This is a genomic window from Frankia sp. CeRuru1, assembly GCF_977966315.1.
Genome location: NZ_CDWWEW010000130.1, coordinates 1 through 12,544, shown reverse-complemented (window position 1 = coordinate 12,544; position 12,544 = coordinate 1). Strand labels below are relative to the sequence as shown.

The window sequence follows — 12,544 nt, the reverse complement described above, 5'->3', positions numbered from 1 at the left end:
GGTGGGGCCACGGGGTCGGCGGCGGTCTCCGCGCGGCTGCGTGGCGCCCCGAACACTCCGACCGCACGGTGGCGGCGGATCTGGGCGGCGACCGAGCCGGCGCCGCGCCCCGGGTCGCGTTCCCCCTGGCGGCGTTAGAACCGGGCCGCGGCTTAGCCCGGCGAGGTCGAGGACGGCCAGGAGGTACCAGTCCGGTTCGGTGCGCGCGCGGTGGATCAGGCGGGAGGCCAGTGCGTTGCCGTGCCCGGCGGCGACCATGGCCGCGTCGTCGAGGACGACGTGCAGGGTGCCCGTCACTGGGCCGTCGCCTGATCCTGGCCCAGGCGACGGTCGAGTTCGGCGTCCAGCCGCGTGGTGGCGTCGGCCACGCCGGTCTCCTCTCACTCCTCCCCAAGGATACGGGTACGCCTACGTAACCGTTTCCTTCTGCATCGACGCCCAGGGCGGCCTATGACAAGCAAACTTGACTTGATGGAAAGTCAGCTTTACATTCATGCCATGATCGATAAGATGCGGCAGGACAACGTGACACGCGCCGCCCGCAGGGCGATCTTCCTGGACGGTCTCCCCGTCGCCACCCTCGGAGGGATCGCTCTGGCCCTGGGCAGCGACCCCGACCAGACCGCCGCCCAGGAAGCCTGGTGGCTGGGGGTCAGCGGCGCGTTCACGCTCGCCGTGGCATGGGTACTGCTGCGCGCCTTCCGCCGCGCCGACGAGTACCAGCGCAAGATCCAACTGGAGAGTATGGCGATTGCCTTCGCGGCAGTCCTGGTAGGGCTTCAGCTAGCCGCCCTGCTCGACGCCGCCGGCATCGTCCAGCTACGCCAGCTCACCCAGATAATCACCATCGGCGGCGTGGCGATGTGGCTGCTGATCGCAGAGCTACGCACCCGTCTACGCCGATGAAGAACCGGCTGCGCGTGCTGCGGGCGGAACGCCGGTGGAGCCAGGCCGACCTGGCCGACCGATGCCGGGTATCCCGGCAGACCATCAACGCGATCGAGACCGAACGGTACGACCCCAGCCTTCTCCTGGCCTTCACCCTCGCCGACATCTTCAGCCTGGCCATCGAGGAGATCTTCATCCCCGACCGGTCAGGGACAACCACCGCCACCGACCGGCCCTGAGCTCGACTGTTACGAGCACGGTTTTCGTCCCGGTCCCGGCCAGGCCGTCGCGCAGTCGGACGCAGGCGTCGACGACGGCTGCGCCCGCAATCGGAGCCCATGGCATGGCGACGATCCAGTGCTGGAGGTCGACCAGCACGAGCGCGGTTTTCCCGCCTGGCCGGAGGCCGGGCAGGTCAGACCCTCCTTAACGGCCGCCTTCCAGGTAGGCGCCGGTGTCGAACGCGTACAGGGTGCCGGCGCGGGTGGCGATGAGGATGCGCCGCTGGTCGAGCCAGGTGAGGGCGGTGGCCGGGGCGTCGAGGTCGAACCGGTGCGCCGGTCGGGCGGGGCGGCCGGGCGCGGCGGCGGTGACGCGCCACAGCGCGGCGGTGGCGTCGGCGCCGCAGGTGGCCAGGCCGGCGCCGGTCGCGGGCTGCCAGGCGAGCGCGGTGATGGTGTCGTGACCGCGCAGCAGCCGGGGCTTGCTGCCACCGGGGCCTTTGCCGGCGAAGTCCCAGACGGTGACGTCGGGGGCGCCGTTGTTGGCGAGCCATCGCCCGGTGGGGTCGAACGCCAGCTGGGTGACCTTGCCCAGGTAGCCCGGCATCTCCAGGTCCTGCCGGTCGCGGGTGCGCCAGATGTGCACGCTGCGGTCCTGGTTGCCGGTGCAGACCCACCGGTCGTTGGCGCCGACGGCGATCGCGAGGTGCGAGCCCGGGTAGCGCAGGTGTTCGACCGGGTCGGTGCTGTGCCGGGCGTAGCGGTAGGCGCCGCCGTAGGCGGCGGCGACGACCTCGCGGCCCGCCCGCAGCCAGGCGAGGTCGGTGACGGTGCTGGGCGCCGGGCCGGTGCACCACAGCAGGCTGCCGTCGGCGGCGTGCACCCGGACGTGCCGGCCGCAGGCGACCGCCACCCGGTTGGCGCCGTACCAGCGGGCGCGGGCGGACCAGCCGGCCGTGCCGGACGGGCTGTGCTGCTGGCCGGTGGTGTGCCACAGCCGGTAGCCGGTGGGGCCGGTCAGCGCCAGGTGGGCACCGTCGGGGGAGAACGCGGCGTCGAGCAGGCCGCCGTCGACCGACAGGGAGGCGGCGGGCTCACCGGTGTCGGCCTGGTGGATGGCGCAGGTCCCGTCGGCGCCGGCCACGGCGAGCAGCCCGCCGGCCGCGCTCACGGCGACGGGGGTCTCGTCGATCCTGGCCTGCCACAGCGGGGCTTCGATGGTCGCGGTGCTCATGCGGCGGTGGTGAGGCAGGCGGTGAACCCGGCCTCCAGTTCGGCGCGGTCGAGGTTGCGGCCGATGAAGACCAGCCGGTTGGTGCGTGGTTCGTTCTCGCGCCAGGGGCGGCAGGTGTCGCCGTCGAAGAGCATGTGCACGCCCTGGAAGACGTACTGGCGGTCGTTGCCGGCCAGGGCGAGGATGCCTTTGGACCGGAAGATGTCCACGCCCTTGTTCGCGAGGAGCTTGCCGAGCCAGGCGTTAAGCTTGTCGATGTCGACGTCACCGGGGGTGTCGATGCCGACCGAGGTGACGGTGGCGTCGTGCTGGTGGTCGGTGCTCTGCAGGAACTGCGGGTCGGTCTGCAGGACGCGGGAGAGGTCGAACGCGCCGACGTCGAGGATGGCAGCCAGGTCGATCTTCGCGTGCTGCGCCGGGATGATGTCGGCGAGGGCGTTGATCTGCCGCAGCCGGGTCTGGATGCCGCCCAGCTGGTCGGGGTCGACCAGGTCGGTCTTGTTGAGCACGAGGCGGTCGGCGAAGGCGACCTGCTCGACGGCCTCGTTCTCCACCCCGTCGGGTTTGACCTCGTCGAGGTGGGTGAGGATGTGCCTGGCGTCGACGAGGGTGATGATCGCGTCCAGGCGCAGCTGGCCGCGGATCTCGTCGTCGACGAAGAAGGTCTGCGCCACGGGCGCGGGGTCGGCCAGGCCGGTGGTCTCCACCAGGATCCGGTCGAAGCGGTCGCGGCGGCGCATCAGCGTGCCGAGGATGCGGATGAGATCCCCGCGCACGGTGCAGCAGATGCAGCCGTTGTTCATCTCGAAGATTTCTTCTTCGGCGTCCAGGACGAGGGCGTCGTCGACGCCGAGCTCGCCGAACTCGTTCTCGATGACGGCGATGCGCAGGCCGTGCTGTTCGCTGAGGATGCGGTTGAGCAGGGTGGTCTTGCCGGAACCGAGAAAACCGGTCAGCACGGTGACGGGTACCCGGGTATCAGTCATTCTTTTTCTCCTTCGGGTGACAGGGCGGCGCGAACGGACTCGGCGGTCAGCTCGGCCATCGGCTGGTGCAGCGTCCAGCGGCGCGTCGGCGCGCCCGCGGACAGCACGGCAATGACGGTTTCCACAGGTGGGCAGCCCGGCTCGGCGCAGGCCAGCTGCTGGATGACCACCGTGTGGCTGTCGTCCAGCAGCAGCATGTCGCGGACGACCGCCTTGAGGGCGGCGGCGTTGGCCCGGCCGGTGCCGTCGGGCCGGCCGGCGGGGCGGATGGGGCGGCCAGTGGGGTTGTCGGCTTGGTGGTCAGGATGTTCTCCCTTGGCCGGTGGTGGTTTGGTCGCAGCCGGCCAGCGGCACACGCCCATGGCCGGTGCGGGTGCCGGGGCGGGCGGCGCGGGTCAGCGCGGCGGTGGCGACCTCGGTGACCGCGAGCACCCCGACCACGGGGCCGGCGGGCAGGCCGAGGTGGTAGCTGGCCAGCAGCCCGACCAGCCCGGCGGTGACGCCGAGGCCGGCGGCCAGCAGCAGGACGCGGTGCAGGCGGCTGGACAGCAGCCGGGCGGCGGCGGCCGGGGCGATGCACAGCGTCAGCGCCATCAGGACTCCGACGGTGGTCAGGCCGATCACGACTACGAGGCCGAGCCCGAGGATGACCGCGGTGTCGACCAGGCCGGTGCGCACGCCGAGGGTGCGGGCGTGGCCCGGGTCGAAGGTGGTGGCGACCAGCAGCGGCAGGCATCCCGCGGCCGCGGCGACGACCAGCGCGGCGACCGCCAACTCGATGATCACATCGGTGGTGGTGACGGTCAGCGGGTTGCCGAACAGCACGTGCGAGAGGGCACGAGGCTCGGTGCTTTGCGATACCCCGATCACCCCGAGGGCGAACAGTCCCTGCCCGACCACCCCGATGGCGCTGTCCTCCGGCAGCCGAGCCCGGACCACCAGCACGGCGACCAGCAGCGCCATCACCGCCGCCGCGACCAGCCCGCCGGCCAGCAGGGAGGCGCCGAGCAGCGCGGCGGCGGCGACGCCGGCGAGGATGGCGTGGCTCATCGCGTCGGTCAGGTACACCAGGCGGCGGCTGGTGGCCCACACCCCGGCGACCGGTGCGGCCACGCCGACGGCCAGGGTGGTGACCAGGGCGCGCTGCATGAACGGGTACCCCAGTGGCCCGGTCAGCCAGCCGAGGCCACTCACGCCGGCGCCCCGCGGCCGGCCGCGACCGGCAGCGGGGCGCCGGCGGGCAGCACCTGGCCGGCGGGCCCGTCGGCGAGTACCGCCCGGTCGATGACCACTGCCCGGTCGAACAGGCCACGGGCCAGGTGCAGCTCGTGCAGCGCGCAGCAGACCGCGATGCCGCCGGTGGCCAGCTCGGTCAGCGCGGCCAGCAACGCGCTGACGCTCGCGGCGTCCAGGCCGTCGCACGGCTCGTCGAGCAGCAGCACGTCCGGTTCCTGCGCCAGGGCGCGGGCCAGCAGCAGCCGCTGCGCCTGTCCCCCGGACAGCTCGCCCACCGGCCGGTCCGCCAGGGAATGCAGATCCATGCGTAACAGGGCCGCCTCGATGGCGCGGCGGTCCGCGGCGGCTGGCCGCCGCCACCACCGCCGCGGGGAAAGCCGGCCGGTCGCCACCGCCTGGCGGACCGAGATGGGCAGGTCCCAGCGCGGGGTGGCGCGTTGCGGCACGAACGCCACCCGCACCTCGCTCGCCCCCCGCAGTTCGGTGCGCCGGTGGTGGCATGCCGTCGCCTGGCGGGTGACGGTGCCCTCGTGGGGGGTGAGGCCGGCGAGGGCGCGCAGCAGGGTGGACTTGCCGGCGCCGTTGCGCCCCACGAGGGCGACCAGCTCCCCGGCCGCCAGGGCCACGTCCACGTCTTCGATCGCGGTGACCCGCCCGTACCGCACGGTCAGGCCGCGCGCCTGCAGCACCGGCGGGTTCACCGGCACTCCAGGCCGGTGTGCAGGCGCTGCCCGTTGCCGCGCATCACGCTGAGGTAGTCCTGACCGGCACCCAACGCCTTGCCTGGGTCGAACTCCAACGCGGCGAGCAGGTCCACCCGGGCGCCGATCGCCGTGGCGACGGTCCTGGCCAGATCGGGTGGCAGCGCCTCCTCGAAGAACACCGTGTGTACCCCGGCCGCCCGGGCCGTGTCGGTGATCTCGGCGAGGGTCCTGGCGTCCGGCTCCGCGTCCGGCGACAACCCGGCGATCGGGATCTGCCGCAGCCCGTACCGGTCGGCCAGGTACCCGAACGCGGCGTGCGAGGTCACGATCGCCGTCTGCGCGCAGCCGGTCAGGCCCGCCCGCAGAGCCGCGCCCAACCCGTCGAGATCACGCCCGAGTGTGGCCAGGTTTGCCCGGTAGCCCGCGGCGTGCTCGGGATCGGCGTCGGTGTAGGCGGCGGCGACCACGCCGGCCATCGCCTTCATCCGCACCGGATCCAGCCAGACATGTGGGTCCTTGTCGCCAGAAACAAAAACCATTTTCAACAATACTCTACCGGGTGACTGCAGGTGGAGTCGGGGACCGCGGACCGTACTCAGGTCCCCCGGATTCGCCGGCCGAGGGCCGCCGGGCGCCGGGCCCGGGTGAGCAGGCCGAGGAGCGCCAGCGCGGCGAGGGCCATGACGACCAGGCCGTACCCGCGGGCGGTGGGCAGCAGCCCGTGGTGGGTGACCAGGTAGCCGGCGACGACCGCGGGGACGCCGAAGGCGAGGTAGCACAGCACGTAGACGGTCGAGAGCAGGCCGGCGCGTTCGTGCGGGGCGACCAGGGGGATCAGGACGCGCAGGCCGCCCTGGAAACTGGCGCCGAGACCGATACCGGCCAGCGTGGTGCCGGCGAAGAACGTCGGGGTGGAGGGAAGGTCCGCGCCGAGCAGGGTGACACCGACGCCGACGAGCAGGCCCAGGGCGCCGAGGAACATCACGGTGCGGGGGGCGGTGTCGCGCACGAGCAGCACCGTCAGGGCCGCGGTCACGGTGATGGCGAAGACCGCGAGACCTCCCAGCACGACCCAGCGGGAGTCGACGACGAGACGGGCCAGGCTCGGGCCGAGGGAGAGGTAGAACCCGCTCAGGGCCCAGGAGGCGACCAGGCAGGGGGCGGCGATCAGCAGGTCGCGGCGGGCGGCGGCGGGTACGCCGATGGTCGGGCGCAGCGACGCGAGCGCTCCGGGGATGCGCGGTGCGGTCTCGGGCATCGCCGCGACCCCGACCGCCTGGGCGAGCACGATCGCGCACAGCACCAGGTAGACCAGACGGGTGGGAGCGGGCAGGTAGGCCACGAGCAGACTGGACCCGAGGGCACCCAGGGCCAGGCCGGTGAACGGGCCGACTCCGTTGGCCAGGGTGCCGCGGGCCCGGTCGAGGTCGAGCAGGCCGGCGCCGAGGGCGCCGCTGGCGGCGCCGGTCGCCAGGCCCTGCAGAACGCGGCCGATGGTCAGTTCCCCTACCCCGCCGGCGGTGGCGAACACCGCGAGGGCGGCGGCGAGCAGCAGCGAGGAGGTGAGCAGCACCGGACGGCGCCCGATGTGGTCGGAGAGGGCTCCGACGGTGAGCAACGCGGCGAGGACGGCCAGCGCGTACACGGCGAACACGACGGTCACGGTGATCGGGGAGAACCCCCAGCGGGCCTGGTAGACCGGGTAGAGGGGGGTGGGGGCCGAGGACGCGGCGAGGAACGAGCCGATCATCGACGTCTGCAGGAGGAATCCGGCGCGCGGGGACAGCCTGCCCCGGTGGGGCGCCGTGCCCGGGTCGGGCGGGGCGTCGCGGGCCGCGGCCTGCCGCGGCAGGGCCACCGCCGGTACCGGGGCGGAGGCCGCCGAGGACGGGCTCCCACCACCGCCGCCGGTACCGGCGGCGCCGGCCTGGCCGGCCTGATTGGTCTGGCCGGCCTGGTCGGCGGGGAGGCCGGTGGCGATGGGTTGGGAGGACATCGGGTTTCCCTTCACCGGACAGCTAAAGCTAAGATTTTGCGTTAGCGCCCGACGGTACCCTCGGCCCGACGTTAACGCAAAGGATGTGCGTTAGGCTGGATGCGTGAGTCCGTCCGAGGGTCCGCGGCTCGGGGGGCGTAGCGCGCGGGTCCAGCAGTCCGTGCATGCCGCGGTGCGCGCGCTGCAGGCCGAGCGGGGTCGGCACGAGATCACGGTGCCGCTGGTCGCCGCCCGGGCGGGGGTGACCGCCTCTACCGTCTATCGGCGCTGGGGGGACCTGACCGAGCTGCTCGCCGACGTCGCCGCCGAGCGGCTGCGCCCGGAGACCCCGCCGGCGGGCACCGGGTCGCTGCGCGGCGATCTCGCCGCCTACTGCGAGCAGTACCTGGAGGAGATGTCCTCCCCCACGGGCCGGGCGTTCCTGCGCGACCTGGTCGCTTCCTGTGGCGACGACCGGCCGGCGTGCTGCTGCGACCTGTACATCCGCAAGCAGATCGGGGTCATCGTCGAACGGGCCGCGCGTCGCGGTGAACCCGCCCCCGGGGTCGGTGAGATCGTCGAGGGGGTCATGGCACCGATGATGTACCGCATCCTGTTCGTCGCCGACCCGGTCGATCTCGCCGACGCCCGCCGGTTGGTGGACGCCCTGCTCGCCCGCGGTGGTCAGCCGCGCGGGTAGCCGAGCCGGGTGTTGTACTCCTGGACCGCCGAGGCGGAGCTGACCATGGCGATCACCCACACGATGAACCACACCGGAACGGTGATGATCAGTGTGACGATGAAGAAGGAGAACATCCACAGGAACAGGTCGGCGATCAGGAGCACGACACCCGTGGTGGTCCTGCCGGCGTAGATGTGGCCCACGCCCAGCCACAGGAAGGTCAGCAGCAGCGCGACCGCGACCGACTTCGGCGGTACCGGCGGCACCGGCGGGTAACCCTGGCCCGGGCCGGGACCCGGGAAAGGCTGCGGCGGGCCGATCGGGTACGGCGTCGGGCCCGGCCCGCCGGCCTGGCCATGAGGCGGCCGCGGCGGCTGTCCGTACGGCTCGTGCCCGTACGGCTCGTAGTATCCGGCCGGCCCAGGCTGCTGCGGCTGCCGGTGCGGATCGTCCCACCCTGCCATGTGGCCCCCGATCTTGTCGGTGCACACCGTAACAGGATCATCCGGTTACGTGCATGGACCGGAATACCGGAACCGCGACCGGCATCCCGGCCTTCGGGAATGTGACGTTTACCACACAAAGATCGTTATGTGGATAAACCTGTCGACAAGCCGGTGGGTAACCTGCCGCGACCCTGTGGATGCCCTGTGGGGCAATGCTGATCCCCGGATTCGCCGAGAAGTCAAGACGTTGCGGTGCGTACCAGCCGCGATATCACTGGAGTGTGACTCTGGCGCATCTGACTTCTCGTCCGACCACCACCACCCGGCCCGCCGTACCCACCGCGCCGGGCAGCGCGTCCGTGCTGCCGCCCAGCGTCGCCCGGGTCGCCGCCCGCACCCGGCTGTCCGCCGAGCTGCTGGCGGCGGTCCTGGAGGTCGAGCGGCGCACGCGGGCCACCCTCGAGGACATCGAACGCGCCGACGCGCTGGCCGAACGGCTGCTCGTGCGCCGCGGTGCGCGGCTGCGCGCCGCGGCCGGCCGGCCGGCCCGGTGACCTGCTCCCCCGGGCTCGGCTCAGGCGGCGCCGGCCCGCCGCGAGGCGCGCTCGGCGTGTGCCGAGGTGAGCATCAGGATCTCGTTCGTCCTCAGGGTGAGCACCCGCGACGGGCGCTTGTCGAGGATGTCCTCCACCTCGAGGAGGGCGGCTTCGGCCACCGCGGGATCACGGCGCAGCGTGGCGGCGGCGAGCGACGCCAGCGCCCAGCCGCGGTCGAGGGTCGCCGGGGTGGTCAGGTCGATCGCGGTGTACGCGGCGGAACGCGCCCCGGGCATCCCGAGGCGGGCCATCGCGTCGGCGACGACGCAGGCCTCCCGGACCTCGTCGAAGGGGGGCCAGCCGGGATGGCGCAGGCCGAGCACGGTCGGCCGGTTGCGCAGCCGGTTCAGGGCGGCGTCGAGGGCTGCCTCGTCGCCGGTGGCCGCGGCGACGGTGGCCTGCACCGCCGCCGCCCAGCCGTGCAGGTAGGGATGGTCGACAGCGGCCGCCTTGGCCGCGGCGTTGCGGGCGGCGGCGTAGCGCCCGGTGACGAAGGCGATCGCCGCGTCCAGGCTGTGCGCGGTGCCGGTGAGCAGCCGGTCGTCGAGCTGGGCGGCGAACTGCTCGGTGAGGGTCGCGAACCGCCGCGCCGAGGTGTCGTCGCCGGTGTCAACGGCCAGCATCCCGAGGGAGAACGACAGGTAGCCGGCGACCCGGGTCAGTTCGGCGTGCACCGTCGGGGACAGCCGCCGTCCCAGGGCGGCCTGGACCCGCCGCCAGTCGGCGATGACCGGGCCCACCAGCGTCGTGTGCGGGGCGGAGAACAGGGTCGTGGCGTACCGGTGCAGCCGGTCGTCGAGTTCGGTGAGCGTCACCGGATCGGGATCGGCGAACGTGATCTCCCGGGAGAGTACCGCCGCGGCCCGTCCAGCGGCAGCCAGACCGAGCCGGTCCGAGGCCCGGGTGGGCGACAGTTCCATGCCGTTCATGACCATCCCCTCACGTTCCGGCCGGTGCCTCGTGGCGCACCGGTCACAGCCCGGCGACGGATGTTCGACCGGGCGGGGACCATGCTTCGTTGCGTCGTCCCGTGGCTGGGGCCGCCGCCGGTCGGCACGGCCGGCTGTACGCCGATGATGCTGGTGAACCTGCACGGTTCACCCCAGTGCGTAGCTGATCCGGCAAACACTGTGACCAGTCGCAAGCTACCGCGCAAGAGGGGGGTGGTGTACAGCGGTTTGACAGATTGATCAGAGTCTGCTCCTGGTCCGCCCCGGACAGTTCGGACGTTCCCGATGATCGAGCTCGGGGTCCGCCCCCGCTGTGCCCGCCCCCGCCGGTGAGGTGGCCGCGGCGCAGGTCAGGCAGGCCAGGCAGGTCGGGGGGCGCGGTGTTCCCGGTCGTCGAGCCATCGGTCCAGATCCTGTCCCCTCGACACCCCGCCGCCGCCGCCAACCCGCGATCCGTCAGATAACTCACAGGCGGATAACCCACCTGCCAGGGGCAAGCCCTGACTCCCCGTGGCCGGGCCACCCTGCCGGTAGGGAGAACTGTGGTAGGGAGAGGCAGTGGATTTCCGCGGACAGACCGCACTGATCACCGGTGCGTCGACGGGCATCGGCGCCGTCTTCGCCCGCGAGTTCGCCGCCCGGGGCGCCGACCTCGTGCTCGTCGCGCGCGGCGAGGACCGGTTGCGCGCGAACGCCGCCGAGATCACCCGGCGCCACGGCGTGCGCACCGAGGTGATCGCCGTCGATCTGGCGGAGCCGGCCGCGGTCGACGCCGTCGCCGAACGGGTCGCCGCCGCCGGGGGCGGGGTCGACGTGCTGGTGAACAACGCCGGGTTCGCCACGCACGGCGACGTGGCCGGGGCCGAGGCGGCGCGGCTGGTCGGGCAGGTGCGGCTCAACTGTGTCGCCGTCGTCGAGCTGACCGCGCGCTTCCTGCCCGCGATGGTGCACCGCGGGCGCGGCAGCATCGTGAACGTGGCCAGCATCGCCGCGTTCCAGCCGGTGGCGCACATGGCCGTGTACGCGGCGACGAAGGCGTTCGTGCTGTCCTTCTCCGAGGCGCTGTGGGCCGAGGCCCGCCCGGCGGGGGTCAGGGTGCTCGCGCTGTGCCCCGGCTCCACCGACACGCCGTTCTTCGACGTCGTCGGTACCGAGGACGCCGCCGTCGGGCGCAAACGTTCCCCCGAGCAGGCGGTGGCCAGTGCGATGCGTGCCCTCGAACGCGGCCGTCCCTCGGTCGTCGACGGACGGCGCAACGCGCTGCTGGCCCGGGGTGGGCGGCTGCTGCCGCGGCGGGCGCTGATCCGGATCGCCGAACGCGCCGTCCGCCCGGCCCCGGACGGCTCTCGCGGGTAGGACCTCTCCGGTAGGCCGGGCGGTTTCGGGATCATCCTCACCCGGCCAGCCAGCGCCACCACGGGCCGAAGATCAGGTCGGTGAGCAGCGTATAGCCGCCCGCCGCGGGGTGCGCGCCGTCACCGGCGGCGAGCTCACGCGCCCAGGACAGCCGGCGGCGCAGGGCGGGGAACACGTCGACGTAGGGGACGTCGTAGGCGGCGCAGACCTCGGCGTAGCGGACGGTGAGGTCCGCGACGCGCTCGTCGCGGCCGGGATCACCGGACGGGGGCGGTCCGACCATCAGCACCGGCATGAGGGGGCGGGCCTCGGCGAGCAGGGCCGTCAGGGCGGCGACCGAGTCCCGCGGCGGGACCCGGGTGGCCGTCCCGGTCCCCGCCGCCGGGTCCGTGGTGTCGGCCTCGGCGGTCATGTCGTTCACGCCGAACATGTCGTTCACGCCGAAGGAGATCACGAGCCGGGGGTGTTCCGCCTCGGCCAGCCGGGGCAGGCACTCCGCCCGCCATCGGGCGTGGGCCTCGGTGGAGGTGGCACGCCGGATCCCGAGGTTGTAGGCGGTCAGCGCCACGCCGGCGTCCTCTGTGCGGGCGGCCAGACGCCCGACCCAGCCCAGGTGGGCGGGGTCGCCCACGCCCGCGACGAAGGAGTCCCCGAGGAAGCAGACCCGCAGGTCGCCGCCGCGCAGCCGGGCCGCTGCCGGCGGGTGCGCGGCCGGCGTTGGCAGGCGTGGGAAGGCCGTTGCCGCCGCGTCGAGGTCGGCGGCGGTCAACGGCCGGGTGAAGGTGACGCGGTGCAGCCCCGGCCCGTCGTAGTCGGAGTGGACCGGGACACCGTCGATCATGGTGTCGCCGGGTTCGACCCGGAAACCCAGGCCGGTGTGGAAGGCCAGCGACGTCGCGTTGCCCGGGCTGGTGACCGCGTCGACGCGGCGGGCCCCACGGGTGGCGGCGAGCCGGAAGAACCGCCGGTAGAGACCGCCGGCGATACCACCGCGGCGGCGCGCCGGGTCGACGCCGACGAAGTGGATGTAGGCGACCTCGGGTGCCGAGGCCGACAGGAAACCGACGAGGAAGGCGACAAGGCGGCCGTCGCCGGCACGTTCCACCAGGTAGCTGCTGTCGGTGAAGTGCTGGAAGAACAGCCGCGGCAGCAGCAGCGCGCGCTGTATCGACCCGGCGGCCCCCTGGAAGCCACCCCACCAGTCGTCCATGACGGCGAGCACGCGCCCCTGGTCGTCCGCGGTGGGATGGCGCATCGTCAGGCCGTCGGG

General features: G+C 73.1%; 15 protein-coding genes. 5 read left to right on the top strand and 10 right to left on the bottom strand.

The annotated features are described in order from the left end of the window. Window positions 1-498: 498 nt before the first annotated feature. Together AC08OP_RS11650 and AC08OP_RS11645 are read left to right on the top strand one after the other, a co-directional pair. Window positions 499-906 (top strand): hypothetical protein, encoded by a 408-nt coding sequence (locus AC08OP_RS11650; RefSeq protein WP_476614210.1) that lies wholly within the window; start codon window positions 499-501, stop codon window positions 904-906. Then, entirely contained in the window at window positions 903-1,127 is a 225-nt protein-coding gene (locus AC08OP_RS11645; RefSeq protein ID WP_476614209.1) for a helix-turn-helix transcriptional regulator, read from the top strand. The genes AC08OP_RS11650 and AC08OP_RS11645 overlap by 4 nt, the downstream gene beginning before the upstream one ends. A gap of 187 nt (window positions 1,128-1,314) precedes the next feature. On the opposite strand, the gene AC08OP_RS11640 is transcribed toward AC08OP_RS11645, so the two are convergent. The 7 genes from AC08OP_RS11640 to AC08OP_RS11610 form a co-directional block, all read right to left on the bottom strand. Then, on the bottom strand, window positions 1,315-2,343 hold the full coding sequence (locus AC08OP_RS11640; protein ID WP_476614208.1) for a WD40 repeat domain-containing protein: 1,029 nt from the start codon (window positions 2,341-2,343) through the stop codon (window positions 1,315-1,317). Continuing rightward, window positions 2,340-3,329 carry a CobW family GTP-binding protein gene (locus AC08OP_RS11635; protein ID WP_476614207.1) on the bottom strand — a complete coding sequence of 330 codons (990 nt, stop codon included), beginning with the start codon at window positions 3,327-3,329 and terminating at the stop codon, window positions 2,340-2,342. The genes AC08OP_RS11640 and AC08OP_RS11635 overlap by 4 nt, the downstream gene beginning before the upstream one ends. Further along, a complete protein-coding gene (locus tag AC08OP_RS11630; RefSeq protein WP_476593351.1) occupies window positions 3,326-3,526 on the bottom strand; it encodes a hypothetical protein in 201 nt (66 codons plus the stop codon). The genes AC08OP_RS11635 and AC08OP_RS11630 overlap by 4 nt, the downstream gene beginning before the upstream one ends. Window positions 3,527-3,629: 103 nt before the next feature. Beyond that, window positions 3,630-4,523 (bottom strand): metal ABC transporter permease, encoded by an 894-nt coding sequence (locus AC08OP_RS11625; RefSeq protein WP_476614206.1) that lies wholly within the window; start codon window positions 4,521-4,523, stop codon window positions 3,630-3,632. After that, complete coding sequence (locus AC08OP_RS11620; protein WP_476614205.1) at window positions 4,520-5,266, bottom strand: metal ABC transporter ATP-binding protein; 747 nt, start codon at window positions 5,264-5,266, stop codon at window positions 4,520-4,522. The genes AC08OP_RS11625 and AC08OP_RS11620 overlap by 4 nt, the downstream gene beginning before the upstream one ends. Continuing rightward, the gene (locus AC08OP_RS11615) at window positions 5,263-5,808 is read right to left on the bottom strand and encodes a metal ABC transporter solute-binding protein, Zn/Mn family (RefSeq protein WP_476614204.1); all 546 of its coding nucleotides are present in this window, start codon (window positions 5,806-5,808) and stop codon (window positions 5,263-5,265) included. Before AC08OP_RS11615 ends, AC08OP_RS11620 begins: the two co-directional genes overlap by 4 nt. A 56-nt stretch (window positions 5,809-5,864) precedes the next feature. Further along, window positions 5,865-7,265, bottom strand: coding sequence for an MFS transporter (locus AC08OP_RS11610; protein WP_476614203.1), 1,401 nt, complete (start codon window positions 7,263-7,265; stop codon window positions 5,865-5,867). Between the two features lie 103 nt (window positions 7,266-7,368). On the opposite strand from AC08OP_RS11610, the gene AC08OP_RS11605 reads away from it, so the two are divergent. Continuing rightward, complete coding sequence (locus AC08OP_RS11605) at window positions 7,369-7,944, top strand: TetR/AcrR family transcriptional regulator (RefSeq protein WP_476614202.1); 576 nt, start codon at window positions 7,369-7,371, stop codon at window positions 7,942-7,944. On the opposite strand, the gene AC08OP_RS11600 is transcribed toward AC08OP_RS11605, so the two are convergent. Then, window positions 7,929-8,390, bottom strand: coding sequence for a TM2 domain-containing protein (locus tag AC08OP_RS11600; RefSeq protein WP_476614201.1), 462 nt, complete (start codon window positions 8,388-8,390; stop codon window positions 7,929-7,931). The genes AC08OP_RS11605 and AC08OP_RS11600 overlap by 16 nt on opposite strands. A 263-nt stretch (window positions 8,391-8,653) precedes the next feature. Between AC08OP_RS11600 and AC08OP_RS11595 the strand changes: the two genes are divergently transcribed. Further along, complete coding sequence (locus AC08OP_RS11595; protein ID WP_476599476.1) at window positions 8,654-8,926, top strand: hypothetical protein; 273 nt, start codon at window positions 8,654-8,656, stop codon at window positions 8,924-8,926. Between the two features lie 20 nt (window positions 8,927-8,946). Here AC08OP_RS11595 and AC08OP_RS11590 read toward each other — a convergent pair whose 3' ends face one another. Then, window positions 8,947-9,897: a hypothetical protein gene (locus AC08OP_RS11590; protein ID WP_476614200.1), complete on the bottom strand. Its 951-nt coding sequence runs from the start codon at window positions 9,895-9,897 to the stop codon at window positions 8,947-8,949. A gap of 579 nt (window positions 9,898-10,476) precedes the next feature. Between AC08OP_RS11590 and AC08OP_RS11585 the strand changes: the two genes are divergently transcribed. Beyond that, the gene (locus tag AC08OP_RS11585; protein ID WP_476614199.1) at window positions 10,477-11,274 is read left to right on the top strand and encodes an SDR family NAD(P)-dependent oxidoreductase; all 798 of its coding nucleotides are present in this window, start codon (window positions 10,477-10,479) and stop codon (window positions 11,272-11,274) included. 37 nt (window positions 11,275-11,311) lie between these two features. Here the strand turns inward: AC08OP_RS11585 and AC08OP_RS11580 are convergent. Then, a partial coding sequence (locus AC08OP_RS11580) for a GNAT family N-acetyltransferase (protein WP_476614198.1) occupies window positions 11,312-12,544 on the bottom strand: 1,233 nt, incomplete at its 5' end.

Excerpts from the sequence above, each read along its gene's own strand:
- AC08OP_RS11650 (WP_476614210.1), top strand. The coding sequence starts at position 499 with ATGATCGATAAGATGCGGCAGGACAACGTGACACGCGCCGCCCGCAGG.
- AC08OP_RS11645 (WP_476614209.1), top strand. The coding sequence starts at position 903 with ATGAAGAACCGGCTGCGCGTGCTGCGGGCGGAACGCCGGTGGAGCCAG.
- AC08OP_RS11640 (WP_476614208.1), bottom strand. The coding sequence starts at position 2,343 with ATGAGCACCGCGACCATCGAAGCCCCGCTGTGGCAGGCCAGGATCGAC.
- AC08OP_RS11635 (WP_476614207.1), bottom strand. The coding sequence starts at position 3,329 with ATGACTGATACCCGGGTACCCGTCACCGTGCTGACCGGTTTTCTCGGT.
- AC08OP_RS11630 (WP_476593351.1), bottom strand. The coding sequence starts at position 3,526 with ATGCTGCTGCTGGACGACAGCCACACGGTGGTCATCCAGCAGCTGGCC.
- AC08OP_RS11615 (WP_476614204.1), bottom strand. The coding sequence starts at position 5,808 with ATGGTTTTTGTTTCTGGCGACAAGGACCCACATGTCTGGCTGGATCCG.
- AC08OP_RS11610 (WP_476614203.1), bottom strand. The coding sequence starts at position 7,265 with ATGTCCTCCCAACCCATCGCCACCGGCCTCCCCGCCGACCAGGCCGGC.
- AC08OP_RS11600 (WP_476614201.1), bottom strand. The coding sequence starts at position 8,390 with ATGGCAGGGTGGGACGATCCGCACCGGCAGCCGCAGCAGCCTGGGCCG.
- AC08OP_RS11590 (WP_476614200.1), bottom strand. The coding sequence starts at position 9,897 with ATGAACGGCATGGAACTGTCGCCCACCCGGGCCTCGGACCGGCTCGGT.